Annotated in this window: 23 protein-coding genes; 13 read left to right on the top strand and 10 right to left on the bottom strand. The window is 73.9% G+C overall.

Annotated features, from left to right (window positions below; all coding sequences use genetic code 11):
• Positions 1-167: 167 nt before the first annotated feature.
• Both SLAV_RS21800 and SLAV_RS21795 read left to right on the top strand, forming a co-directional pair.
• Complete coding sequence (locus tag SLAV_RS21800) at positions 168-1055, top strand: helix-turn-helix domain-containing protein (RefSeq protein ID WP_030232014.1); 888 nt, start codon at positions 168-170, stop codon at positions 1053-1055.
• A gap of 204 nt (positions 1056-1259) precedes the next feature.
• Positions 1260-1457, top strand: coding sequence for a DUF397 domain-containing protein (locus tag SLAV_RS21795; protein ID WP_030232017.1), 198 nt, complete (start codon positions 1260-1262; stop codon positions 1455-1457).
• Positions 1458-1611: 154 nt separating this feature from the next.
• Here the strand turns inward: SLAV_RS21795 and SLAV_RS21790 are convergent, their stop codons facing one another.
• Entirely contained in the window at positions 1612-2490 is an 879-nt protein-coding gene (locus tag SLAV_RS21790) for a hypothetical protein (protein ID WP_030232019.1), read from the bottom strand.
• A gap of 127 nt (positions 2491-2617) precedes the next feature.
• On the opposite strand from SLAV_RS21790, the gene SLAV_RS21785 reads away from it, so the two are divergent.
• The gene (locus SLAV_RS21785) at positions 2618-3826 is read left to right on the top strand and encodes an aminotransferase-like domain-containing protein (protein WP_030232022.1); all 1209 of its coding nucleotides are present in this window, start codon (positions 2618-2620) and stop codon (positions 3824-3826) included.
• Here the strand turns inward: SLAV_RS21785 and SLAV_RS21780 are convergent.
• Complete coding sequence (locus SLAV_RS21780; protein ID WP_030232025.1) at positions 3823-5577, bottom strand: AMP-dependent synthetase/ligase; 1755 nt, start codon at positions 5575-5577, stop codon at positions 3823-3825. The two genes, SLAV_RS21785 and SLAV_RS21780, sit on opposite strands and share 4 nt — an antisense overlap.
• 132 nt (positions 5578-5709) lie before the next feature.
• Here SLAV_RS21780 and SLAV_RS21775 point away from each other — a divergent pair, with 132 nt between their 5' ends.
• From SLAV_RS21775 to SLAV_RS21765, 3 genes are all read left to right on the top strand, one after another.
• Positions 5710-6720, top strand: coding sequence for an AraC family transcriptional regulator (locus SLAV_RS21775; RefSeq protein ID WP_030232027.1), 1011 nt, complete (start codon positions 5710-5712; stop codon positions 6718-6720).
• Positions 6721-6805: 85 nt separating this feature from the next.
• Complete coding sequence (locus SLAV_RS21770) at positions 6806-7462, top strand: hypothetical protein (RefSeq protein WP_030232030.1); 657 nt, start codon at positions 6806-6808, stop codon at positions 7460-7462.
• A 191-nt stretch (positions 7463-7653) separates the two neighbouring features.
• A complete protein-coding gene (locus SLAV_RS21765; RefSeq protein ID WP_030232032.1) occupies positions 7654-8817 on the top strand; it encodes a lipase family protein in 1164 nt (387 codons plus the stop codon).
• A gap of 33 nt (positions 8818-8850) precedes the next feature.
• Here SLAV_RS21765 and SLAV_RS21760 read toward each other — a convergent pair whose 3' ends face one another.
• Positions 8851-10512 carry an alpha/beta hydrolase gene (locus SLAV_RS21760; RefSeq protein WP_234333676.1) on the bottom strand — a complete coding sequence of 554 codons (1662 nt, stop codon included), beginning with the start codon at positions 10510-10512 and terminating at the stop codon, positions 8851-8853.
• Between the two features lie 130 nt (positions 10513-10642).
• Positions 10643-12502, bottom strand: a complete 1860-nt coding sequence (locus SLAV_RS21755; protein WP_030232038.1) for an AMP-dependent synthetase/ligase — start codon at positions 12500-12502, stop codon at positions 10643-10645.
• 297 nt (positions 12503-12799) lie between these two features.
• On the opposite strand from SLAV_RS21755, the gene SLAV_RS21750 reads away from it, so the two are divergent.
• Positions 12800-13531: an LppU/SCO3897 family protein gene (locus SLAV_RS21750; protein ID WP_030232040.1), complete on the top strand. Its 732-nt coding sequence runs from the start codon at positions 12800-12802 to the stop codon at positions 13529-13531.
• Positions 13532-13551: 20 nt separating this feature from the next.
• Here SLAV_RS21750 and SLAV_RS21745 read toward each other — a convergent pair whose 3' ends face one another.
• Both SLAV_RS21745 and SLAV_RS21740 read right to left on the bottom strand, forming a co-directional pair.
• Positions 13552-14502, bottom strand: coding sequence for a DUF1648 domain-containing protein (locus tag SLAV_RS21745; RefSeq protein ID WP_051841066.1), 951 nt, complete (start codon positions 14500-14502; stop codon positions 13552-13554).
• Positions 14499-14846, bottom strand: coding sequence for a GntR family transcriptional regulator (locus SLAV_RS21740; protein WP_030232046.1), 348 nt, complete (start codon positions 14844-14846; stop codon positions 14499-14501). The genes SLAV_RS21745 and SLAV_RS21740 overlap by 4 nt, the downstream gene beginning before the upstream one ends.
• Positions 14847-14947: 101 nt before the next feature.
• Between SLAV_RS21740 and SLAV_RS21735 the strand changes: the two genes are divergently transcribed.
• From SLAV_RS21735 to SLAV_RS21725, 3 genes are all read left to right on the top strand, one after another.
• Positions 14948-15322, top strand: a complete 375-nt coding sequence (locus SLAV_RS21735) for a VOC family protein (protein ID WP_030232049.1) — start codon at positions 14948-14950, stop codon at positions 15320-15322.
• Between the two features lie 201 nt (positions 15323-15523).
• Entirely contained in the window at positions 15524-15937 is a 414-nt protein-coding gene (locus SLAV_RS21730) for a hypothetical protein (protein WP_051841067.1), read from the top strand.
• Positions 15938-15984: 47 nt separating this feature from the next.
• Entirely contained in the window at positions 15985-16395 is a 411-nt protein-coding gene (locus SLAV_RS21725; RefSeq protein ID WP_051841068.1) for a PLL family lectin, read from the top strand.
• Positions 16396-16405: 10 nt separating this feature from the next.
• Here SLAV_RS21725 and SLAV_RS21720 read toward each other — a convergent pair whose 3' ends face one another.
• Positions 16406-17215, bottom strand: a complete 810-nt coding sequence (locus tag SLAV_RS21720) for a helix-turn-helix domain-containing protein (RefSeq protein WP_234333677.1) — start codon at positions 17213-17215, stop codon at positions 16406-16408.
• 437 nt (positions 17216-17652) lie between these two features.
• Between SLAV_RS21720 and SLAV_RS21715 the strand changes: the two genes are divergently transcribed.
• From SLAV_RS21715 to SLAV_RS21705, 3 genes are read left to right on the top strand one after another with little or no spacing between them, the layout of a single operon-like run.
• On the top strand, positions 17653-19575 hold the full coding sequence (locus SLAV_RS21715; RefSeq protein WP_078950402.1) for a WD40 repeat domain-containing serine/threonine protein kinase: 1923 nt from the start codon (positions 17653-17655) through the stop codon (positions 19573-19575).
• A gap of 60 nt (positions 19576-19635) precedes the next feature.
• The gene (locus SLAV_RS21710) at positions 19636-19959 is read left to right on the top strand and encodes a hypothetical protein (RefSeq protein ID WP_037687599.1); all 324 of its coding nucleotides are present in this window, start codon (positions 19636-19638) and stop codon (positions 19957-19959) included.
• Positions 19960-20012: 53 nt separating this feature from the next.
• Positions 20013-20273, top strand: a complete 261-nt coding sequence (locus SLAV_RS21705) for a hypothetical protein (protein ID WP_051841069.1) — start codon at positions 20013-20015, stop codon at positions 20271-20273.
• A 79-nt stretch (positions 20274-20352) separates the two neighbouring features.
• Here the strand turns inward: SLAV_RS21705 and SLAV_RS21700 are convergent, their stop codons facing one another.
• From SLAV_RS21700 to SLAV_RS21690, 3 genes are all read right to left on the bottom strand, one after another.
• Complete coding sequence (locus SLAV_RS21700; RefSeq protein ID WP_030232065.1) at positions 20353-21693, bottom strand: dicarboxylate/amino acid:cation symporter; 1341 nt, start codon at positions 21691-21693, stop codon at positions 20353-20355.
• 446 nt (positions 21694-22139) lie between these two features.
• Positions 22140-22409 (bottom strand): DUF4229 domain-containing protein, encoded by a 270-nt coding sequence (locus tag SLAV_RS21695; RefSeq protein WP_051841081.1) that lies wholly within the window; start codon positions 22407-22409, stop codon positions 22140-22142.
• 146 nt (positions 22410-22555) lie between these two features.
• Positions 22556-23080 (bottom strand): GNAT family N-acetyltransferase, encoded by a 525-nt coding sequence (locus tag SLAV_RS21690; protein ID WP_030232068.1) that lies wholly within the window; start codon positions 23078-23080, stop codon positions 22556-22558.
• Position 23081: the final 1 nt, after the last annotated feature.

Raw genomic sequence — 23081 nt, 5'->3', positions numbered from 1 at the left:
GCGGAAGCCGCCCGCACGCGGGGTGGCGTGACCGGTGAGCCGGTCACGCCACCCCGCGTGTCTGCTTTTCCCTGCCGTTCCCCAGCGGCGTCGCACCCTTCGGTGGCAGTCTGCTGAACAGCAGACACGCAGAGAGACAGCTAGAAGAAGGCGGAGGTGCCGTATCCGTGGCGTCCAATGTCAATCCCACCGTCCGACGCCGCCGACTGGGCATGGAATTGCGCAAGCTGCGCGAGGACAAGGGCATGACGGCCGAACAGGTCGCCGAACGCCTGCTCGTCTCCCAGTCGAAGATCAGCCGGTTGGAGAACGGCCGCCGGTCCATCAGCCAGCGCGACGTCCGCGACCTGTGCGAGGTGTACGAGGTCGACGACCTCCGGCTCGTGGACTCGCTCATGCAGATGGCCAAGGACTCCCGCCAGCAGGGCTGGTGGCACGCCTTCGGGGACATCCCGTACAGCGTCTACATCGGGCTGGAGACCGACGCGGCCAGCCTGCGCACCTACGAACCGCAGATGGTCCCCGGCCTGCTCCAGACCCCGGAGTACGCCCAGGCCCTCATCCGCGGCGCCCTGCCGGAGACGGCCCCCGCCGACGTGGACAAGCGCGTCCAGGTCCGCATGCACCGCCAGAAGCGGCTCTCGGAGACGGACAACAACAATCCCGACGTCGGGCCGCTGCGCCTGTGGGCGGTCATCGACGAGGCGGCGCTGCGCCGGCACGTGGGTGACCCGCAGTTGATGATCCGGCAGCTGGAGTACTTGATAGAGCAGTCGCAGCAGCCGTACATCACGGTGCAGGTGATGCCGTTCTCGATGGGCGCGCACCCCGGCGTGAACGGCCAGTACGCCATTCTGGAATTCCCGGACGCCTCCGACTCGACGGTCGTCTACATCGAGGGCGTCACGAGCGACCTGTGCCTGGAGAAGGCCAACGACGTCCAGAAATACAGCGTGATGTACGAGCACCTGCGCGCCCAGGCCCTCAATGTGGACCAGACGCGGCAGTTCATCGGCGAGATCATCGACCACTACGCGGGCAAGACCGGAAAGTGACCTGATGGCCTGATGTGGCGAGGGGGCCGGTACGGTACACCGTCGGTACCCGGCCACAAAAGGCCTGACCGGAATATGCCACCCGGTCGAGTGAACGTCTCCTTCAGGCCTCGGGAGGTGCCGGTAGCGTCGATCACGTCGGTCAGGGAATTGACCGGCGCACGACCGGAACTACCGGAACTACTCGCTGAACCGGAGAGAAACATGGCAATTCGTCAGGGCGCCACGGAAAACTGGACCAAGTCCTCCTACTCCGGCGGAAACGGCGCCTGCGTCGAGGTCAAGTCCCCCGCCGTGGAAGCGATCGCGGTCCGCGACTCCAAGGTGCAGGACGGTCCGTCCCTCACCTTCGCGCCGGGCTCCTGGACCTCCTTCGTCGCCGACGTCGTCGCGGGCCGGTAAGGGGCGCCTCGCCTGAACACCGAAGCGCCCTGTCCGACGCCAGATCCGATACCGGGTCCGGCTCCGGATCCCGCGGCCGGTCCGGCAACGCCGACCACAGCCCCCTCGACCGGCCCGCCGTCCTGGCCGAGGGGGCCCTGCCGTCCCGGGGACGTCAGCGCAGCTGATCCACGTAGCGGTCGGTTCCGGGAACCGTCGGGATGAACGGCGCGACCAGTTCCACCCGCCCCAGCCCCGATTCCGCCACCTCCGCGTCCAGTCCCTGGAAGCGGTCCCAGCAGGTGCGCGGGTCGGCTTCGAGGAACCACAGCAGGGTGAGCCGGGTGTCGACCCCTTCCACCTGCTTCACGTAGGTCATCCGGTCGCCGGGCAGCGGCGTCGGCCGGAAGACGGTCACCATCGCCGCCTGCGAGCCGCTGAGCCGTCGCGGCAGGTCCCGCGAGCACAAACGTTCCAGCAGCTCCGCCCGCCGGCCCGGGTCCTCGGCGTCCACGACCTGGAGCACGAGCCCGGCGTAGGGGTGGTCGAGGGCGTGGAAGTCGCGGGGACCGGCGGCCCCGTCGCGGTAGACGGTCGCCTCGTGGTCCTGGAAGGCCGTGAAGACGTGGGTCCGTGCCTGGTGGACCCGGCCGTCCCGATTGAGGCGCTTGTTGATGCCGACGGTCCACTTCATGTGCTCGTCGTAGCGGCCCTCGGTCACCCAGTACGTGGAGAGGTAGCAGCCGGCGGTGACGGGCTGGGCGACGCCCGACTTCTCCGGGTAGCGCAGTTCCTGGAGGTCGCGGGTGGCGACCCAGCGGCGGCCCGCGTACATCCAGGGCATGGCCATGGCGCCGGCGTAGTAGTGGTCGTCCTCGTACCAGCGGTTGTACGCGTACTCGTGGCCCGGGTGGGGCTCCACCATGGTGATGAGGGCGTGGCCGGGGCGGACCCCGTACGGGCCCACGGCCGCCAGGTCCGCGTAGTCCCCGGCCCGGGTGTCCTCGGGCTCCCGCCCCGGTCCCCGCCGTTCCCGTTCGTCTCTGGTCGTCATGCCACCGGTCTAGCTGATGGGACGTCAGTTGTGGAGGGGTCGGGCGCCGTTCGACCGCTGGACAGTAGGTGCCGTCTACACCTTCCCCCGCTAGGCTGCGCGGCATCCGCCACCCGAAGGAGCCCCCATGCCCCTCGACTCCCCCACCCCGGCCGCCGCCCCGCTCCCGCCCTTCGCGGCCCGCGCCGCCTCCGTGGGCGGCTCGCCCGTTCGGGAGATCCTCGCGCTCACCGAACGCCCCGGGGTGATCTCCTTCGCCGGGGGCCTGCCCGCGCCCGAACTCTTCGACACCGCGGGCCTGCGGGCCGCCTACGACGCCGCCCTCACCGGGCCCGGCGCCGCCCGCGCGCTCCAGTACTCCACCACCGAGGGCGCCCCGGAGCTGCGCGAGGCCGTCGCCGCGCGGGCCAGCGCCCGGGGCCTGCCCACCACCGCCGACGAGGTCCTGGTCACGACCGGCTCGCAGCAGGCCCTGACCCTGATCGCCGCCACCCTCCTGGAGCCGGGCGACACCGTCCTCGTCGAGAACCCGACCTACCTCGCGGCCCTCCAGTGCTTCGGCCTCGCGGGAGCCCGGGTGATACCCGTGCCCTGCGACGAGCGGGGCCTGCTGCCCGACGCCCTGGCCGAACTCACCGCCCGGGAACGCCCGAAGCTCCTCTACACCGTCCCCACCTTCCAGAACCCGACCGGGCGCACCCTGCCGGGCGGCCGCCGCGCCGAGGTGGCCCGGACCGCGGCCCGCCTCGGGCTGTGGCTCGTCGAGGACGACCCGTACGGGGACCTCCGCTACGAGGGCGACCACCAGCCCTGGATCGCCGCCCATCCGGGCGCCGAGGACCGCACCGCCCTGCTCGGCAGCTTCTCCAAGGTGATGGCGCCGGGGCTGCGCCTGGGCTGGCTGCGCGCCCCCGGCGCCCTGCGGCGCGCGGCGGTCGTCGCGAAGCAGGCCGCCGACCTGCACACCTCGACGGTGGACCAGCTGGCCGCCGCCCACTACCTGGGCGCCGCCGACCTCGACGCCCACGTCGCCCGGGTCCGCGAGGCCTACCGGGCCCGCCGGGACGCCCTCCTCGCGGGACTGGGCGGGGCGCTCCCGCAGGGCTCCGGGTGGAACCGTCCCGAGGGCGGCATGTTCGTGTGGGCACGGCTCCCCGAGGGCTACGACGCGGGCGCCCTGCTGAAGTCCGCGGTGGCCCACGACGTGGCGTACGTCCCCGGCGCGCCCTTCTTCACGGGCACCCCGGATCCGCGCACGCTGCGCCTGTCGTTCACCACCCACACCCCGGCGGAGATCGCCGAGGGCCTCGTCCGGCTGGGCCGCGCCCTGGGCTAGCCGGGGGCGCCGTCCGCGTACAGGGCCTCGATCTCGGCGGCGTAGCGTTCGGCCACCGCCCCGCGGCGCAGTTTCAGGGTCGGCGTCAGCGTCCCGTCGGCGACCGAGAGCTCCCCGTCCAGGATCCGGAAGGCGCGGATCCGGGCCGGGCGGGAGACGGTGGCGTTGGCGGCGGCTACGGCCTCGGCGACCAGGGCGCGCACCTGCGGGTGGGCGGCGGGGGAAGCGCCGAGGTCGAGGGAGCGCCGGGCCGCCCAGGCGGCGACCTCGGGCCCGTCCAGGGTGATCAGGGCCACCGGGTGGGGCCGCCGGTCGCCGACGAGGACGGCCCGGGAGACCAGGGGGGAGGCGTTGCGGACGGCGAACTCCACCTCGGTCGGGGTGATGTTCTTGCCGGCCGAGGTGATGATCAGCTCCTTCTTGCGGCCGGTGATCGTCAGGAAGCCGTCCTCGTCGAGCCTGCCGAGGTCCCCGGTGTGCAGCCAGCCGTCGGCGTCCAGCACCCGTGCCGTCGCGGCGGGGTCGCCGTGGTAGCCGGGGAACACCATCGGCCCGCGGGCCAGCACCTCCCCGTCCGCGGCGATGCGGACCTCGCAGCCGGCGACCGGGCGGCCGACCGTTCCGGGGCGGACGGCGCCGGGGTGGTTGAGGCTGATCACCCCGGCGGACTCGGTCATCCCGTAGCCCTCGAAGACCCGGATGCCGCAGGCCCGCAGGAAGTCCAGGGTGGCGGGGGCGATCGGGGCGCCGCCGGTCAGCGCCCATTCGAGGCGGCCCCCGAAGGCGGCCCGGACCGGGGCGTAGAGGGACCGCTCCGCCTCCGCGTACGCCTCCTCGGCGGTGTCCGGGAGCCTGCCGTCGGCCGCCAGCAGCCCCAGCCGGACGGCTTCCTCGAACCGCTCCCGCCCGCGCTCGGTGCCCTCGGCCAGGGCCGCCACCACCGCGTGCACCTTCTCGAACAGGCGGGGCACGGACGGCAGGTGGGTGGGCCGGGCCTGCGCCAGCTCCGCCACCACGTCCTCCACCCGGCCCCCGAAGTAGCAGAGCTCGCCGCCCCGGAGCAGGGTGGTGAACTGGATGAGCTGCGCCAGCAGGTGCGCCAGCGGCAGGTACAGGTACGTGGAGTCGCCCGGCCCGCCCCGGGTCAGCGGGAGCGTGGCGTCCTGGACGGCCCCGAGGTTGCCGTGGGTGAGCCGGCAGCCCTTGGGCAGGCCCGTCGTCCCGGAGGTGTAGACGATGGCGGCGTCGGCGCCGGGGGTGACCGAGGCGGCCCGGGCGGCGAGCGCCGCCCCGGTCGCGAGCGGCGGCCCCTGGGGCGCGTCCATCCGCAGGACCTCGCGCAGGGCGGGCAGCTTGGGACGCAGCGCCTCCACCCGGGCCGCCTGGGCGGCGTCCTCGCACAGGGCCACCACCGCCCCGGAGTCCGAGAGCACCCAGGCCAGTTCCTCCTCCCCCGCGGTCGGGTACACCGGGACGAGCACCGCGCCCGCCGCGAGGATCCCGAAGTGGGCGTAGGTCCACTCGGGCCGGGTCTCGGCGAGGACCGCGACCCGGTCCCCGGCGGCGACGCCGAGGCCGAGCAGGCGCCGGCCCACCGTCCTTACCTCCGCGGCGAGTTCGGCGTAGCTCCGGGTCCGCCACCCGGGGTCCCCCTCCGCCGGTCCCGTACGGAAGCGGAGCGCGGGCGTGGGCCCGTACCGCTCCTCGGTCCACTGGGTGAACTCCGCCAGCGTGTCCGGCCGACCGTCCATCTCTTGCCCTCCCGGTGACAGGTGACAGGTGACCCCGCACCCCCGACGCTAGGCACCGGCGCACCCGCCGCGGCATGACCGGAAGCGTCACCACCGCTGACCCCAGCGCTCATCGGGGTTACCGTCGAAGCCATGGGGAGGCCGACGATCACCGTGCACCACGTGCGCGCCGTGCTCGCGGGGGCGCGGCGCGGCGGCTTCGACCTGGTGCCGCTGCTCCAGGAGGCGCACATCCCGCCGCTGCTGCTCGGCGACGACCGGGCGCGGATCACGCCCGCGCAGTTCGCGCGCCTCTTCCGGGCGCTGTACCGGACCACCCAGGACGAGTTCCTGGGGCTGTCCGGCGTACCGAGCCGGCCGGGGACCTTCGCGATGATGTGCCATGCCTGCCTGGGCTCCCGGGACCTGGGGGCGGCCGTGGAGCGGGCCGCGGTCTTCTACGGGCTGTTCCCGGGCGGGCCGGAGCTGGCACTGGAAGTGGCGGACGGCCAAGCCCGGTTCACGGTACGCAAGGACTTCGAGGGCGACGAGGAGCGGTTCCTCACCGAGTGCGTGCTCGCGATCTGGCACCGGCTCAGCAGCTGGCTGGTGGGGCGCCGGATCCCCCTCGCGCACGCGGCCTTCGCCTATCCGGCGCCGCCGCACGCGCAGGAGTACGAGGCCCTCTTCGGCTGCCCGGTCCGTTTCGGCGCCGGGCGGACGGGCGCCGCCTTCGACGCGCACTGGCTGACCGCGCCGCTCGTGCGGGACGAGGCCGAGCTCGACGCGATGCTGCGCCGGGCCCCCTTCGACCTGCTCTCGCGCCCCGCGTACGGGACCACCGTCGCGGAGCAGGTGCGCCGGAGCCTGACGCGGCGGCTGCGGGAGTCGCCGCGGCTGCCGGAGCTGGGGGAGGTGGCGGCCCGCCTCGCGGTCTCCCCGGCCACCCTGCGGCGCCGGCTCCGGCAGGAGGGGACCTCCTTCCAGCAGCTCAAGGACCACGTCCGGCGGGACGCGGCGATCGCGGGGCTGGCCGAGGGCGGGGAGCCGATCGCCGAACTCGCCGCCCGCCTCGGCTTCTCGGAGGACACCGCCTTCCACCGCGCCTTCCGCCGCTGGACGGGCACCACCCCGGGGGCGTACCGGATCGCGTCCGGGGGGTAGTGGGTAGTGCGGGGCGCGGCGGTGGCGGCCCCGGCGGCGGCGAATTCGCTCGCCGCGCGGCCGGACCGCCCGGTACAACGGCCCCATGGGTACCTGGACCGACGCCTTCTTCGCCCCCGCCGAGCCGGGGCTGCTGATCACGCGCGAGGACTTCGGGCGGCTCCTGCTCGACCTGGGGCGGGAGCGGGTGGTGCGCATGCCGTGGGTGCTGCTCGCGGGCCGGCTGTGCGCGAACGCGAGCCTCAACTGGGGCAGCGTCAGCGGTGAGGCCAACTGGGACCCGCAGGCCGGGCCGGGCACCGTCCTGCGCACCGAGGAGCCCTTCCCGGAGAACGTGGACGACGATCCGCCGCCCTGGGGCGACTCCGACGAGGAGGCGCGGGTGCTGGCGCGCGGGGAGTCGATGGACGGCCTGGTGGCGGCCCTGCGGACGGCTCCGTACGGCACCGAGGACGTCTCCGTGGCCTTCGCCGGGGTGGACTTCGCCAACCCGGCGGTCAAGGACTGGTTCTGGTACGACGACCCCCGCACGACCGTCGTCTGCTACGCCCTGGCGCGCCCGCAGGAGCGGCCGCTGAAGGCGGAGTTCTACGGGACCCGGCGCGGCCGGACCCATCCGGTCCGCACCTGCCTGGCGCACACGTACAAGATCGTCTCGGGGTCCGGGCCGGTGCCGGCCATCGCCTCGGTGGCCGCCCGGCACTTCGGGCCGGATCCGGTCACGGGCTCGACGCTCGGCTGAGGGGCGGCGCGCGGCCGAGGCGGCGGCGCTCCCGAGGGACGGCATGGACGGGCGGCGCGGCTGGGCTGCGCGGCGCGGGCGGGTGGGAGTCCGGGTCAGGAAAGGTGAGCTGCCGGGTCAGGCACATGCCGACCGGTCGGTCACTACCTTCGCCTCACCCACCCCCACACGGACCCCCGGGAGAGCCGCCCATGCGCATCCGAAGCACCGGCACCGCCCTGGCCGCCGTGGCCGCCCTGGCCGCCCTGGTCTGGATTCCCGCCGCCCCCGCCGCGGCCGCCGACGGCGGGGACTCCGCCCGCCCCGGCGACATCGTCTCCAGCGCCCCGTCCGCCTTCCATCCGCTGCCCGGCCAGCCCACCGGCACCAGGGCCTGGAAGGTCCGCTACCGCTCGACCACCGCCGACGGCGCCCCGAACGTGGTCTCGGGCACCGTCATCGTCCCGCAGGACGGCCGCACCGGCCCCCGCCCGCTGATCACGTACGCCGTCGGCACCGTGGGCATGGGCGATTCCTGCGCCCCGAGCAACAACCTGCCGAACGGCACCGCGATGGAGGCCAACCTCATCCAGCAGTACACCCTGCGCGGCTGGGCCGTGGTCGTCACCGACTACGAGGGCCTCGGCACCCCGGGCGTCCACACCTACACCGTCGGCCCCTCGGCGGGCCACGCCGTGCTCGACGCCGCCCGTGCCGCGATCCGGCTGCCGGAGGCCGGGCTGGGGGCGGACACCCCGGTCGGGATCATCGGCTACTCGCAGGGCGGGCAGGCCAGTGGCTGGGCGGCCGAGCTGCAGGGCTCGTACGCCCCGGAGCTGAAGGTGAAGGGCACGGCGACCGGCGGGGTCCCGGCGGACCTGATGAAGGTGGCCGCCTTCAACGACGGCTCCTACGGCTCCGGGCTGATCTTCATGGCGGCGGCCGGGCAGGACGCGGCCTTCCCCGAGCTGCGGCTCGACTCCTACCTCAACCCGGCGGGCCGGGCCCTGGTGGCCGGGATGAAGGAGAACTGCGTCGCCGTCGACGCGATCGCCGGTTCCTTCGAGCGGATCTCCGACCTCACCACGCGCGACCCGCTCGCGCAGCCGGACTGGCGGGCCCGCCTCGACCAGAGCCGGCTCGGCCGGACGGCCCCGGCCGCGCCGGTGTACCAGTACCACGCGCTCGGCGACGAGCTCATCCCGTACGCCGTGGGGCGGCAGCTGCGCTCCGAGTGGTGCGCGCGGGGCGCGGACGTGCAGTGGGACACCGTCTGGGTGGGTGAGCACGTCAGCGGGGTGATCACCCACTCCCCGGAGGTCGGGAACTGGATGGCGGACCGCTTCGCGGGACGCGCCACGCACCCGAACTGCTAGCCGCCGCGCGGCCGTACGCCCCGCCGGGGGACGTCACTCCCCGGCGGGGCAGGCGCGCGTCCCGTGCGGGAGGCGGCCCTCGGTGAGGAAGGCGTCCGCGTATCCGCGTACGCAGGCGGAGGTCCCGTAGCCGGTGTGCCCGTCGCCCTTGTGGTCCACGATCACGGCCGAGCCCAGCCGGCGGGCCGTCTCCTCGGTCCACTCGTACGGGGTCGCCGGGTCGCCGCGGGTGCCGACGAGGAGCATGCGCGGGGCACCCGGGTGGTCGATCCGGCGGATGAAGTCCGTACCGGCGGGGCGTCCGTAGCAGGCCAGTACGGTTCCCAGCTGGCCCGGCCCGAAGACCTCCGACACCGCGCGGAACTCCGGCTCCAGGTCCCGGATCTCCCGTTCGATCGCCGCGGGGGCGGCCCGGTCCTCGCTCCGGTCCGGGTCGTCGGCGCAGTTCACGGCGGTGAGGGCGGCCTCGGCGTTGTCGGCGGGGACCGTGGCGGGGCCGTCGCCCGCGTCGGGCACCGGGCCGGTGGGGCCGCCGAGCTGCATCAGCCCGACGGGGTCGTGCCGCCGCTCGGCGAGGGCGAGGGCGTCGGCGAGGGCGGGCCAGGCGACCTGCGCGTACAGGGCGGTGGCGATGGCGTCGACCGCGTCCTGCCCGGTGAACCAGGAGCCGTCGTCCCCGATGAGCGGGTCCCGGTCGAGCCGGGCGACGAGGTCGTCGACGCGTTCCTTGGCGGTGCGGGTGTTGGTGCCGTAGACGCACGTCTGGCGGTGGGCGCACCAGGTGAGGAAGCGCTCCAGGGCGCGCTGGCGGCCGCGCGCCGAGGCGAGGGCCTGTTCGGCGAGCGGTTCGCCGAGGGTGTCGACCCCGTCGAGGACCATCCGGCCGGTGCGGCGGGGGAACAGGGCGGCGTAGACGGCGCCGAGCCGGGTGCCGTAGGAGAAGCCGAGGTAGTTGAGCTTGCGCTCGCCCAGGGCCCGGCGGATGACCTCCAGGTCGCGGGCCACCTGGACGGTGCCGACGTACGGGAACACGGGTCCGGAGTGCAGGGCGCAGCGGCGGGCCACGGCGCGCAGGGCGGCGAGCTGGGAGGCGGCGTCGGCCGGGACCCGGTCGCCGACCTCCTGGGAGCCGCCGCAGGAGACGGGTTCGCTGAGGCCGACACCTCGGGGGTCGAAGGTGACGAGGTCGTAGCGCTCGCCGAGCTTCGCGAAGGTGGCGGTGTCGGCGGCGAGGGAGGTGGTCCCGCGTCCGCCGGGGCCGCCGAAGTTCAGCAGCAGTGAGCCGAGGGGGTGGCGGCCGGGGGCGGTGGCCGGGATCCGGGCGAGGGCCACCCGGATGGTCCCCTTGGCGGGGTCGTCGTGGTCGAGGGGGACGGTCACGGATCCGCACGTCATGCCGTCGGCCACGGGCTTCTCGGGGCAGTCCCCCCACCGTATGGACCCCGCGGCGGGCGACGGGGCGGCGGATCCGCTCCCGGGGCCGGGGCCCGCGCCGAGGGCGGAGGCCAGCACGACCGCACAGACCGCGGCGGCCCCGCGCACACGCAGGCGGGCCCGGACGGGGGTACGGGGCCGGCCGGTGGTCGGGTACCGGGCCGGGGCACCGGCCGGTCCGGCGATGCCGGTCCGGACGGCGGCACCGGTCCGGGCGCGGGTACGGCCGGGGGTGCGGGTACGGCGGTGGGAACGGTGCACGGCACCCTCCTCGGGTGGCCCCCCGGACCGGTCAGCCCAGCTCACCCTAAGCGCGCCCCGCCCCGACCGCCCCCCGGCCGCCGCCGGACGGGTCCTGCCCCCGCGCCGGGCGGGTGGCCGCGGGCCCGGCTCACCGCTCCTTGCGGTACAGCTCCTCGATCTCCCGCTCGTGGTCCCGCGCGACCGCGCCCCGCTTGAGCTTCATCGACGGGGTCAGGTGCCCCCGCTCCTCGGTGAAGTCCCCCGGCAGGACCGCGAAGCGGCGTATCGACTCGGCCCGCGAGACCAGGGCGTTCGCCTCGTCGACGGCCCGCTGGAGGTCGGCGAGCAGGGCCTCGTCGGTGATCAGTTCGCGGATCGGCACGCCCTGCTTCTTGTGCATCTGCCGCCAGTGCGCCAGCCCGTCCGGTTCGAGGGTGATCAGGGCGGTGACGTAGGGCCGGTTGTCGCCGACGACCATGCACTGCCCGACCAGCGGATGGGCGCGGAGCCAGTCCTCCAGGGGGGCGGGGGCGACGTTCTTGCCGCCGGAGGTGATGATCAGGTCCTTCTTGCGGCCGGTGATGGTGAGGTACCCGTCCGCGTCGAGCTCGCCGATGTCCCCGGTGGCCAGCCAGCCGCCGGGCTGCTGCGCGGCGACGTTCCAGTAGCCGGCGAAGACGTGCGCCCCGCGCAGCAGCACCTCCCCGTCGTCGGCGATGCGCACCGCCGTCCCCGGCAGCGGCCAGCCGACCGTGCCGAGCCGGGGGCGCAACGGCGGGGTGACGGTGGCGGCCGCGGTCGTCTCGGTGAGCCCGTAGCCCTCGAATACCTCGATCCCGGCGCCGGTGTAGAAGGCGGCGAGGCGCCGGCCGAGGGGGGAGCCGCCGCTGAGGACGTAGCGCACGCGGCCGCCGAGGGCGGCGCGGACGCGGCGGTAGACGAGCGGGTCGTACAGGGCGTGCGCGGCCCGGGTGCCCATCGGGGGCCGTCTGCCTTCGCTCTGCGCCTCGCCGACGCTCTGGGCGATGCGCGAGGCCCGGTCGAAGGAGGCGCCCTTGCCCATCTTCTCGGCGGTGGCGCGGGCGGTGTTGTAGACCTTCTCCAGGACGTAGGGGATGGCCAACAGGAAGGTCGGCCGGAAGCCGGCGAGGTCGGCGAGGAGGTCCTCGGTGGCGATGCTCGGCGCGTGGCCGAGTTTCACGCGGGCCCGCAGGCAGCCGACGGCGACCATCCGTCCGAAGATGTGGGACAGCGGGAGGAAGAGCAGGGTGGAGGCCGGATCGTTGGTGACCGACTTGAAGACGGGGTGCAGCAGCTCCACCGCGTTGTCGACCTCGGCGTAGAAGTTGGCGTGGGTCAGCACGCATCCCTTGGGCCGGCCGGTGGTGCCGGAGGTGTAGACGATCGTGGCGACGGACTGCGGTGTACGGGTGGACCTGCGGGCGTGCACGATGGCGTCGGGCAGGTGCTCCCCGGCCTTGACGAGCCGGGCGACCGCCCCGGTGTCGAACTCCCACAGGTGGGCGAGCCAGGGCAGGTTGGCGCGCTCGGCGCTGATGATGCGGGCCTGCGCGGTGTCCTCGACGGCGCAGGCCACGGCCCCGGAGTCGTGGATGATCCAGCGTGCCTGGAGGGCCGAGGAGGTGGGGTAGATCGGTACGGTCACCAGCCCGGCGGCCCAGCCGGCGAAGTCCAGCAGGGTCCACTCGTAGGTGGTCCGGGCCATGATCGCGAGCCGGTCGCCCTCCTGGAGGCCCTCGGCGATGAGCCCCTTGGCGACGGCGAGCACCTCGCGGGCGAACTCGGCGGCGGTGACGTCGCGCCAGGTGCCGTCGGGTTCCTTGCGGGCGAGCACGGGCTCGTGCGGGGCCTGCCGGGCGTTCTCGAAGGGGAGGTCCCCGAGCGAGCCGCTCACGGGCAACCCGGCGAGGGCGGGGACCGCCACCTCGCGCACCACCCCGGCGACGGTCGTCTTGACGGGCTCGACCAGCTTCGGCTCGGCTTCCACGGCTGTTCTCCTCGGTCGTTCCGGGGTTACCGCCGGTAATCTACGCACGGGTAACGACCCCCGACCACCCCCAGGACGCCTTCTTCACCCACCTCCCACCCCCTGCCCACACCCACCGGCACGAATCGGCACCCCGGCCCCGGCCCCGCCCCCTGCCCCACCCCCGGCCCACGGCCGGTAACCAACCGGCAACAGCACCGCGGAACGCCTGCGTCAGGCCATGCCCACTGGGCAGAATCCCCCGCGGGGGCCCGGTCGACGGCTTCCGCACTCCCGTCCGCCGTGAGGAGTCCGCCGGTGTCGCCGCAGGAAATCCAGTTACCGCTCACCCCGCAGCAGGCCGCCGAGGGCACGGTCGTCACCGTTCCCCTGCCCAACGGCACGGCCCGGCTGCGCATCCCGCCGTCCCGCGACGGCGACCTGGTCCGCGCCCGCTTCGGCGACAACGAGGTGCTGCTGCGGGTCCGGGTGACACCGACGGGGGCCGCGCCCGCGCCGGCCGCGCCGCCGAAGAAGTCGAGCCCGCTGGGCTGCCTGCTGGCGCTGGGCGTCGTGGCGGCCGTGATCATCGCCATCGTCGTGACGAACGACGGCAAGGACGACGACTCGAAGAGCACCGCCTCCCACACCCCGACGTACGCCGCCCCGACCACCCGGGACCCGTACCCGACCCCCACCTACACCTACGCCCCGAGCACCACGCGCCCCACCCTGCCCACCCTCCCGGCGCTCCCGCTCCCCACCACGGAGGCCGCCCCCACCCCCTTCGACAAGGGCACCTGCCTCAACGGCCGGCTCCCGGACTCGGAGACGGCCCAGCGGGTGGACGACGTCAAGGAGGTCTCCTGCTCGGCGTCGGACGCGCACTACAAGGTGATCCAGCGGTTCCCCTTCTCCTCCGACATGGAGCAGTGCAAGAGCAACCCGGACACGGAGTACGCCTTCTCGTACCGCTACACGCTCAACGGCAGCGTCATCAACCAGTACGTGTACTGCCTCATCGGCCTGGGCTCCTACTCCCGCTCCTGACCCCCGGCCCCCGCGCGGACCTAACCCCGGCGCACCACGAGGGAGTTCAGCAGTGCGGCGCCGCGTTCCGCGTCGTTCACGCTGATCGCGAAGTCGTGGCCCTTCGCGCGGATGACCAGGCATTCGCCGCCGCGCAGCATCACCGTCGTGCCCAGGCCGTTGATGCGGTACCCCCAGCCGCCCGCCCGGGCCGGTGTGCGGTGTTCGGTGCGGGCCGATTCGATGTCGCGGACCGCCCAGCGCCGCACCGGCAGCCCGAGCGGGCCGAAGGCGACCTCCAGGCCGTCCGCCGTCACCCGCGCCCGGACCGACGAGCAGATCAGCACGGCCAGGGCGGCGAAGCCGGTCGGGGCGGCCACGGCCCACGCCGCCGGGCCGGCCAGTCCGGCCAGGGCCGCCAGGGCGCCGGCCGCCGCCACCAGGCCCAGTACGGCGGCGGTCAGCCGCAGCCACGGGTTGCTCTCGCGGGAGAGCCAGACGAGCCGTTCGCCGTCCGGGATCTCCATCCGGGGCCCGGCGGCGGGAGGTTGTGCCCCGGCCGCATCCCGGCGGCCCGCCAGCGCCCCGCCGACCGCCGCCAGTACGGCCGCCACCGCGACCCCCACGACCCACGCCGTCAACGACCCGGCCTGCCGCCAGTCCGCCCGGTCCAGGTTGGCCCGTACGATCGCGGCCTGCGCCCCGGCCAGCCCCACCCCGACACCGGGCAGCGTGCCCGCGGTCCAGCCGCCGCCCGGCCCCGCGAACCGCCGGACGAGGACGACCCCCGCCACGACGACCGCCCAGATCAGCGCCGGGAACAGCGCCGCCGCCCACAGCGGCATCGAGCCGTCCGGGGCCCCCGAGCCCGAGGACCAGTGCGTGGCCAGCCGCTCCGGCAGCCGCCCGCTCGCGGCCACCGGCATCCCCACCAGTAGCACCAGAACCCCCGCGGCCCCGCCGGCCACGCCCCACCCCGTCCGGTCCTTCACGGCAACTCCCTGATCATCTCGATGAGATCGGCCTTGCTGTACCCGAGCCGCGCCCCGTCCTCCACCAGTCCGCGCACGCGGTCCAGCAGCCCCGAGCGCCCGCCCGCCCCCTCCGCGACGGTCACCCCGCGGCCCCGCCGGAACTCCAGCAGCCCCTCGTCGCGCAGGACGCGCAACGCCCGCAGGACGGTGTTGGCATTGACCCCGAGCGCCCCCGCCAGGTCCCGTGCGGGCGGGATCCGGTCTCCGGGGGCGCATTCGCCCTCGGCGATGGCGCGCCGGACGGCTCCCGCCACCTGTTCGTGGAGGGGACGTGGGTCCGCGGTGTTCAGCCTCAGCAACATGGTGCTAGTGACCGTAGCACCATCACCACCACCCCGCCAGAAGCGCCGACGGCCCGAAACTCCGTGGACAGCCACCGCCCGGGCGGCCGATAGTGCCGCCCATGAGTTCTCTCGTGCGCCACGTGACCTTCGACTGCTCCGACGCCTACGCCCTGGCCCGCTTCTGGGCCGGGGCCCTGGACGGCTCCCTCGCCGACGACGACCACCCGGGCGACCCGGAAGCGCTGGTGACCGCGCCCGGCACCTCCCTCCTCTTCATCACCGTCGCGGACACCAAGACCGCCAAGAACCGGGTGCACCTGGACCTCCAGCCACAGGACCGCACCCGCGACGAGGAAGTGGAACGGCTCCTCTCCCTCGGCGCCACCGTCGCGGGCGACCACCGCAACCCGGACGGCACCGGCTGGGTGACCATGACGGACCCCGAGGGCAACGAGTTCTGCGTCGAGCGCAGCGCCGCCGAGCGGAAGGCCTGACCGGCCGCCCCTGCCCTCGCGACCTGCCGGAACTGCCCTGCCGGACCTCCCGGCCCACGCGGCCGCTGCTTCTTCGGGCAGCCCTTCCCACAGGCACCCGCCACGCGCCGGAAGGGGCCGCGGACCGCCCCTAGGGTGAACGGGCGTACGGGAGCCGACCGACCAACGGTTACCGACGTTGCACAGAAGGGCTGTTCCAGCATGAAGAAGTTGAAGGCCGTCATCCTCGCGGCCGCCGCCGTCGCCGGACTGACCGTCGCCGCCACACCGGCACAGGCGTCCACGTGCGAGGCGGGCGGCGGGGGCCTCTACATCTGCGAGTACGGGGTCACCAAGCACGCGCTCCCGGGCGGCGAGAAGGAACAGTTCCTCGTCGGCACCGACAACGCGATGTGGACGCGCTTCACCACGGCCGGCAAGTGGAGCAGCTGGGTTTCGCTCGGCGGCCCGGTCAAGAGCAAGATCTCGATCCAGGAGCGCCCCGACCCCGACCACCCGTACGCGATCACCATCTACGCCACGGGCCAGTGGGACAAGGCCTGGGGCCGGACCCGGCTGGCGCCGGGGCTGGAGTGGACCCCGTTCGACTGCCTGAAGTGCCCCGAGGCCGAGTAGGAACGGCCGGGCCACCGCGGACGAACACCGAAGGGCACACGCGCACCATGAAGAGGATCAAGGCGGTCGTTCTCGCGGGCGCGGCCGTCGCAGGACTGACCCTGGCCGCCGCACCCGCGGCGCAGGCGTCCACGTGCGAGGCGGGGGGCGGAGGCCTCTACATCTGCGAGTACGGGGTCACCGACCACGCGCTCCCGGACGGCCACAAGGAGCAGTTCATCGTCGGCACCGACGAAGCGATGTGGACGCGCCACAACATGGACGGCAAGTGGAGCGGCTGGGTCTACCTCGGCGGCGTGTTCCGGGGCAAGATCTACGTCCAGGAACGGCCCGAACCCGAATACCCGTACGCGATCACCGTCTACGCCGCGGGCCCGGGGGGCAAGCCCTGGGCCACGAAGCGGATGGCCCCGGGCCTGAAGTGGACCCCGTTCTTCTGCATGCGGTGCGGCGGGTAGGGGCGGGCCGCTACGCCGCGTTCGCGGCCGTCGGCCCCCCGGGCGGCGGGCAGTCGCGGCAGCGGCCCGGGGCCGGGGCGCGGAAGGCGCGTTCGCAGCCGTCGCAGGTCTGGAACGGATCGGGCCGCCGGGCCTGCGGAGCGGGAGCTGGGGCCGTCGGCATCCGCGGCGGGATCCCGGCCCGCAGCCGGTAGCCGATCACCGCGGCCGGGCTGCGCAGGTCGGCGGGCAGGTTCCCGGAGAGCGCGTGCCGCACCGCTTCCGGATCGGCGCCCCGGTCGAGCCAGGCGGTCACCCCCGGCGCGAGCTGCCGCACGTCGCGCTCCGCGAGCAGCAGCCGGGGGTCGTCGGCCCGCAGCCGGGCGAGCAGGTCGACGGCCTCCTGCCGGGCGGGGTCCGCCGGCGGGGCCTCGGCCGCGGGCCCCGGCTCGGCCACCGGTGCCGCCACGGCCTGCGCCACGGCCTCCGCCACCGGCTCCGGCTCCGGTACGGGCACCCGGCCCGGCGGCGGTGGCGGCGGGTCGGGGACGGGGCCGCCGGGCGTGCGGGGCCGGTTGTAGGACACGGTCCGGGTCACCAGCCGCCCGTGCTCGGTCCGTACGCGGCTGCGCTCCAGGTACCCGTGGGCCTCCAGCTCCCGCAGGGCGGTGGCGATCCGGACCTCCCCCTCGGGGAACCGCTCGGCGAGCGCCTTGATGCCGACCCTGGCACCGGCGGGCAGCGACTGGATGTGGAGCGCGAGGCCGATCGCGACGAGCGACAACACCCGGTGCTGGGCGAGGTGGTTGCCCACCACGGTGTACTGATCGGCGTGCCGCACGTTGACGTGGATGACACCTGATGGGGCGGTTCCGGTGCGATGCCGGGACGCGGCGCGCGGGCGCGCGCTAGGGTGCTCAAGAGCCATTGGGAAGGTGCTACTTCCTAGTTGGTCAGGCCCTCGCCCGGGATGCCAGTCCCGGCGGGGGCCGTCTCAGTTCTGAGGTTGCGGGGCGAGCATATGCCCGGCAACCCTCCTGAAATCCAGCCCAGTTGGCACAGTTCACCCGTGTGAGTGAGCGGGGAGCCGGAGGGGTGGGTTGGTTGGATTTCCCCCGGTACTTGAATCGGTTTACGTCGAGGAACACCGGATCCCGACCCCCGCTTCACGGTCCCGGCCACGCTCCACGCCTCCTCCCCCACACGGCTTCCTCTCGCACTCCCGTGCTACACAATGGCCCCTGACGACAACGGGGTTGAGTCATTCCAGGGGGCACGATGCGGGCGGGGGAGCGGTTGGCCGGGCGGTACCGGCTGGACGTGCGGCTCGGACAGGGCGGCAGCGGCGAGGTGTGGCGGGCGTACGACGTCGAGCTGGGCCGGGCCGTTGCGGTGAAGGTGCTGCTGGAGTTCGACGCCTCCGAGGAACTGCTGCGCAGGTTCCGGCGCGAGGCGGCGATCGGGGCGCGGCTCCAGCATCCCGGGATCACGGTCGTCCACGACATCGGGCAGCACGAGGACCGGCTGTTCACCGTCATGGAGCTGCTGGAGGGCGAGGACCTCGCCCACCTGCTGGCCCGCTCCCCCGGCGGCGGCCTGCCGCTGCCGGAGGCGCTCGGGCTCGGCCTCCGGACGGCGGAGGCCCTGGAGGCGGCGCACGCCCAGAAGGTGGTGCACCGGGACCTGAAACCCGCGAACCTCTTCCTCCTCACCGACGGCCGCCTGAAGATCTGCGACTTCGGCATCGCCCGCACCGCGGACTCCACCGGCGGCCTCACCGTCACGGGCCGAGTGTTCGGGACGCCGTCGTACATGGCGCCCGAGCAGTGGCGCGGCGAACACGTCGAAGCGAGCTGCGATCTGTACGCCCTGGGGTGCGTGCTGTTCGCGCTGCTGACCGGCGGGCCGCCGTTCCCCGGCGACGGGCAGGCGGTCTGGGTGCTGATGCGCCGGCACCTGGAGGAGACCCCGCCCGCGCTGGGCGACGTACGGGCCGACGTACCGGCCGCCCTCGCGGAGCTGGTGGCCTCCCTCCTGGCCAAGGACCCCGCCGACCGTCCGGACGCCCCCGCCACCACCGAGCGGCTCCGGGCCCTGCTGCGCCCGGCTCCCGCGCCGTCTCCAGCACCGGCGCCCGCGGCAGGACGACCGGAGACCGCGCCCGCCGGGCCGGCCGTCCCCGCCGCGCGACGCGGTCCCTCCCGCCGGGGCCTCGTCCTCGGAGGCCTCGGCATCGTGGCCGCCGCGTCGGGGGGCGGGTTCGCGGCCTGGAAGCTCGGGGGCGACGGCACGGAGCCGTCGGTCGTCCTCGCCGGTCACTCCGGTTCCGTGCGGGCGATGGCGTTCAGCCAGGACGGCACGAACCTCGGGAGCGTGGACGGGAACCGCGTCGTCCGCCTCTGGGACACCTCCAAACGCACCAGCACGGCCACCCCCACCGGCAGTTCCGACCGCCCGCAGGCAGTGGCCTTCGGTCCCGGCCTCACCACGCTCGCCCTCGCCAGGACCGAGGTGCAGTTGTGGGACGTCGCCCGCCGTTCCGGCACCGTCTTCACCGAACCCTCCGGCACGGGTGACGGTGGCGGCGTCCTGAGGTCGATGGCCTTCAGCCCGGACGGCAAGACCCTCGCCACCGGGAGGGAAGGAGGGGTGCTCCAGATCTGGGACACCGGGCTCGGACAGGCCACCGGCCTGGTCGTCAAAATGAACGTCACGGCGACCGCGCTGGCGTTCAGCCCGGACGGCAGGACCGTCGCCGTCGGCCGCCTCGACACATCCCTGCGCCTGTGGGACGTCGGCGGCCACCGGTCCTCCACCGACCCCTTCGACGTACCGAGCCACGACGACACGGTGACCTCGGTCGTCTTCAGCCCTGACGGCAGGACCCTCGCCAGTGCCTGTGTCGACGGCACCGTCCGGCTGTGGGACGCCACCCGACGCGATGCGGCCCCCGTCAAGCTCAAAGGCCACACCGACATCGTCACCTCCGTCGCCTTCAGCCCCGACGGCAGGACCCTGGCCAGCGGCGGCAACGACAGGACCGTCCGGCTGTGGGACGTCGCCGCAGGCAAAAGCGTCGTCACCCTCACCGGCCACACCGGCAACGTCACCTCGGTCGCCTTCAGCCCCGACGGCAGTACCCTCGCCAGCGGCGACGACGACACCGTCCGGCTGTGGACGCCGTCACGGCTGCGGCGATGACGGGCTCCGGCTCCGTTTCGCGCCGCCTGCCGTGCAACCGTCCGGCCCCCCGCGAGGGTCATGATCAGCGTGAAGACCTCGTTCCCCCGGCCGGGCGCCGATCAGGCATGGATCCGTAAGGTCGCCGGCTCCGTGCTCGCGGCCGCGTACCTGCTCGACGCCGCCGCCGTCTGCCTCGCGCTCGGCGACGGGCGCTCGGCCCCCTCGGACCGGGACGGGCTCGGGGCGGCCGGGCTGGCCTGCCTGCTGTCGGTCTGCCTCAGCATCGGCGCGATCCAGTTGTGCCTGCGCCCCTCGGTCCGGCGGGCGCTGGGCCTGTGGTGGACCACCCCGGCCGTCGTGCTCGGCGCCGTCGCCTCGGTCCGGCTGGCGGTCCTGTTCTGAGCCCGCGCCGCGAGTCCGTCGACCTGCCCGCCGACCGGGGTTGCCTGCGGTGGGTGCTGGGCCTCCCCCTGGCTCTCTTCTGCTACCTGCCCGCCGCGTACTTCTGTTACGGCGCGCTGGTGTTGCGGCCCGACTTCCCGGACGACCGCATGCGCGACGACGCCCGGCTCATGGCCGGGATCAGTGTCGGGCTGTGCTTCGTCGGGCTGCTGCTCACCGCCCTGCCCCTCTTCCACCGCACGCTGGGCCGCTGGTGGTACGCGGGACCCTTCCTCCTCGCCACCCTCGCGTTCCTGCGCTGGCAGACGGTCTGAACGACCCCGTTCTCCTCGGTCACGGCGCACCACAGCCCCCGCCCGGACGGGGGCGGGGGCTGTGACGGGTGCGTGTGCGTCAGGCGGCGACGGGGACCTTCGCCGGTTCGGCGGGCGCCGGGGCGGCGGCGGGCTCGTCGAGCGGGGAGGACGAGGCGGCGGCGTACGCCTCCTTGTCCAGGATCCCCTCACGGGCGGAGACCAGGACCGGGACGAGCGCCTGGCCGGCCACGTTGGTGGCGGTGCGCATCATGTCGAGGATCGGGTCGATCGCCATCAGCAGGCCGACGCCGGCCAGCGGCAGGCCCAGCGTGGAGAGGGTGAGGGTCAGCATCACGGTCGCGCCGGTGAGGCCGGCCGTGGCGGCGGAGCCGACGACCGAGACGAACGCGATGAGCAGGTACTCCTTGATGCCCAGCTGCACGTCGAAGATGTTCGCGATGAAGATCGCGGCGAGTGCCGGGTAGATCGCGGCGCAGCCGTCCATCTTGGTCGTGGCGCCGAACGGGACGGCGAAGGAGGCGTACTCCTTCGGGACGCCGAGGCGCTCGGTGACCTTCTGGGTGACCGGCATGGTGCCGACCGAGGAGCGGGAGACGAAGGCGAGCTGGATCGCGGGCCAGGCGCCCTTGAAGAACTGGACCGGGTTGACCTTGGCGACCGTCGCGAGGAGCAGCGGGTAGACGCCGAACATGACCAGGGCGCAGCCGATGTAGATGTCGGCGGTGAAGGTGGCGTACTTGCCGATCAGGTCCCAGCCGTAGCTGGCGATGGCGGTGCCGATGAGGCCGACGGTGCCGATCGGGGCGAGGCGGATGACCCACCACAGAGCCTTCTGGAGGAGCTCCAGGACCGACTCGGCCAGGTTCAGGACGGGCTGGGCCTTGCTGCCGAGCTGGAGGGCGGCGATGCCCGCGACGGCGGCGAGGAAGACGATCTGCAGGACGTTCAGCTCGGTGAACGGCGTGATGATGTCCTTCGGCACGATGCCGGTCAGGAAGTCGATCCAGGAGCCGTGCCGCTTGGGCTCCTTGCCGTCGGCCGGGGTGAGGCCGGTGCCGGCGCCCGGGTCGGTCAGCAGGCCGAGGGCGAGGCCGATGGCGACCGCGATCAGCGAGGTGATCATGAACCAGAGCAGCGTGCGGGTGGCGAGCCGCGCGGCGTTGTTCACCTTGCGGAGGTTGGTGATGGACACCAGGATCGCGAAGAAGACCAGGGGTGCGACGGCCAGCTTCAGCAGCTGGATGAAGATGTCGCCGACCTGTTCGAGGGTGGTCTTGAGCCAGCTGATGTCCTGGCTGCGGGCGAGCCAGCCGAACAGGACGCCGAGCGCGAGGCCGGCGACTATCTGGGCCCAGAACGGGAACTTGAACGAGGCCTTGGCGGGAGCCTGGGCCTGGGGGGACGCGGACACGGACACTCTCCGGGGGTGACGCACGGGGGTGGGGCGGAAGGTTTCTGCGAGGTGTTCTGCGGGGGATGCGGTGCGGCAGCAGCCGGAAAGGGGCCGGGCCGGCCGGGGACCGCTGCTGTATCGATTCGGCTCGCCGGGGCGAGGGGAATCAGCGGCAACAGCAACAGGCCGCGGACACGCGGCGGCAGAGGTCGACGTGCAGGCGTGACACGAGCGGGACGCTCACGGTCATCGGGTGCGCTGCGACGGTCAACATGTTGAACACGCTAACACTTCTCCTTTGAGAATCTCAAAGGCGTACTTTGGGTCGGGCTCGCGCGGGACCGGAGCGCGTCTCCCCGGAAAATGCCGAAGCCCCAGCGGACCAGGGGGTGTTCCCGGCGCTGGGGCGGTTCGGTGCGGTTCGGTGGGGGCGGGTGCGTTCAGCGTGTGAGGAAGCCCACGGGCTCCCGTCAGCTCACGCGGGCGGCGTCGTCGGCCGCGTCCTCCTGGTTGCGGTTCGCGGCGAGCTTGTCCTTCGCACCCGCGACGCGTCCGGCGATCTGTTCGGACATCTCGTCACGCTGCTTGCGCAGCAGGACGAAGGAGAGCGGGGCGGAGATCACCAGGGCGAGCAGCACGACCCAGGCGGGGTTCGCGTCGCCCAGACCGGCGGGCACCCAGCCCACGTTGACCAGGACGGCGACCAGGACCAGGCATCCGACGAAGATGCCCAGGCGCATCGCGGTGTAGCGGATCGTCGCGCTCGGCTTGAGGGACACGGTGACCCCTTCTCTCTCGTCGTCTACGGCGGCACGTGCCTCACCAGTGAAGCACGCCGGGCCCCCGCTCCGGCCCGCCGGGGTCGCCCGCCGGGCTTCCCCGCCGGTCAGTGCAGCGGCAGCAGCATCGTGATGTCGTCGCGGTCGTCGCCCGGGGCCACGCGGATGGCGTCGGGGACGCGGCCGACCTCCTTGTAGCCGCAGGCCGCGTAGAAGTGCTCCAGCCCGAGGCCGCCGCGGCAGGAGAGGCGGATGGCCTCGATGCCCTCCAGCGAGCGCGCGGCGTCGGCGAGGGCGGCCATCAGCTCCCGGCCGGCGCCGCGGCCCTGGAGGGCGGGGCTGACCATGACGGTGTAGGCCCAGACCCAGTGCGTCTGCAACCGGTGCGTGTTGAGGGCGAGGAACGCGGCGGCCGCGACGCCGCCCCGCTCGTCGTGCCCCACCAGCAGCCGGTGGCGGCCCTCGGCCATGGCGGCGAGGTGCTTGACCAGCTCCGGCCGGATGACGTCGCGGGTGACGGGCGGTACGAAGCCGACCGCGCCGCCCGCGTTGGAGACCTCGGTCCACAGCTCGGCGATGCCGTCGCGCAGGGCGGGATCGACGACCGGGTCGAAGGTAAACGTAAGGGTCATA

The sequence above is a fragment of the Streptomyces lavendulae subsp. lavendulae genome (assembly GCF_002803845.1).
GTDB lineage: Bacteria > Actinomycetota > Actinomycetes > Streptomycetales > Streptomycetaceae > Streptomyces > Streptomyces lavendulae.
The sequence above is the reverse complement of the archived record's forward strand: the minus strand, read 5'-3'. Positions and strand labels throughout refer to the sequence as shown.

Excerpts from the sequence above, each read along its gene's own strand:
- SLAV_RS21765 (WP_030232032.1), top strand. The coding sequence starts at position 7,654 with ATGCGCATCCGAAGCACCGGCACCGCCCTGGCCGCCGTGGCCGCCCTG.
- SLAV_RS21715 (WP_078950402.1), top strand. The coding sequence starts at position 17,653 with ATGCGGGCGGGGGAGCGGTTGGCCGGGCGGTACCGGCTGGACGTGCGG.
- SLAV_RS21710 (WP_037687599.1), top strand. The coding sequence starts at position 19,636 with ATGATCAGCGTGAAGACCTCGTTCCCCCGGCCGGGCGCCGATCAGGCA.
- SLAV_RS21690 (WP_030232068.1), bottom strand. The coding sequence starts at position 23,080 with ATGACCCTTACGTTTACCTTCGACCCGGTCGTCGATCCCGCCCTGCGC.
- SLAV_RS21790 (WP_030232019.1), bottom strand. The coding sequence starts at position 2,490 with ATGACGACCAGAGACGAACGGGAACGGCGGGGACCGGGGCGGGAGCCC.
- SLAV_RS21740 (WP_030232046.1), bottom strand. The coding sequence starts at position 14,846 with ATGTTGCTGAGGCTGAACACCGCGGACCCACGTCCCCTCCACGAACAG.
- SLAV_RS21775 (WP_030232027.1), top strand. The coding sequence starts at position 5,710 with ATGGGGAGGCCGACGATCACCGTGCACCACGTGCGCGCCGTGCTCGCG.
- SLAV_RS21795 (WP_030232017.1), top strand. The coding sequence starts at position 1,260 with ATGGCAATTCGTCAGGGCGCCACGGAAAACTGGACCAAGTCCTCCTAC.
- SLAV_RS21785 (WP_030232022.1), top strand. The coding sequence starts at position 2,618 with ATGCCCCTCGACTCCCCCACCCCGGCCGCCGCCCCGCTCCCGCCCTTC.
- SLAV_RS21780 (WP_030232025.1), bottom strand. The coding sequence starts at position 5,577 with ATGGACGGTCGGCCGGACACGCTGGCGGAGTTCACCCAGTGGACCGAG.
- SLAV_RS21730 (WP_051841067.1), top strand. The coding sequence starts at position 15,524 with ATGAAGAAGTTGAAGGCCGTCATCCTCGCGGCCGCCGCCGTCGCCGGA.
- SLAV_RS21695 (WP_051841081.1), bottom strand. The coding sequence starts at position 22,409 with ATGCGCCTGGGCATCTTCGTCGGATGCCTGGTCCTGGTCGCCGTCCTG.
- SLAV_RS21725 (WP_051841068.1), top strand. The coding sequence starts at position 15,985 with ATGAAGAGGATCAAGGCGGTCGTTCTCGCGGGCGCGGCCGTCGCAGGA.
- SLAV_RS21735 (WP_030232049.1), top strand. The coding sequence starts at position 14,948 with ATGAGTTCTCTCGTGCGCCACGTGACCTTCGACTGCTCCGACGCCTAC.
- SLAV_RS21770 (WP_030232030.1), top strand. The coding sequence starts at position 6,806 with ATGGGTACCTGGACCGACGCCTTCTTCGCCCCCGCCGAGCCGGGGCTG.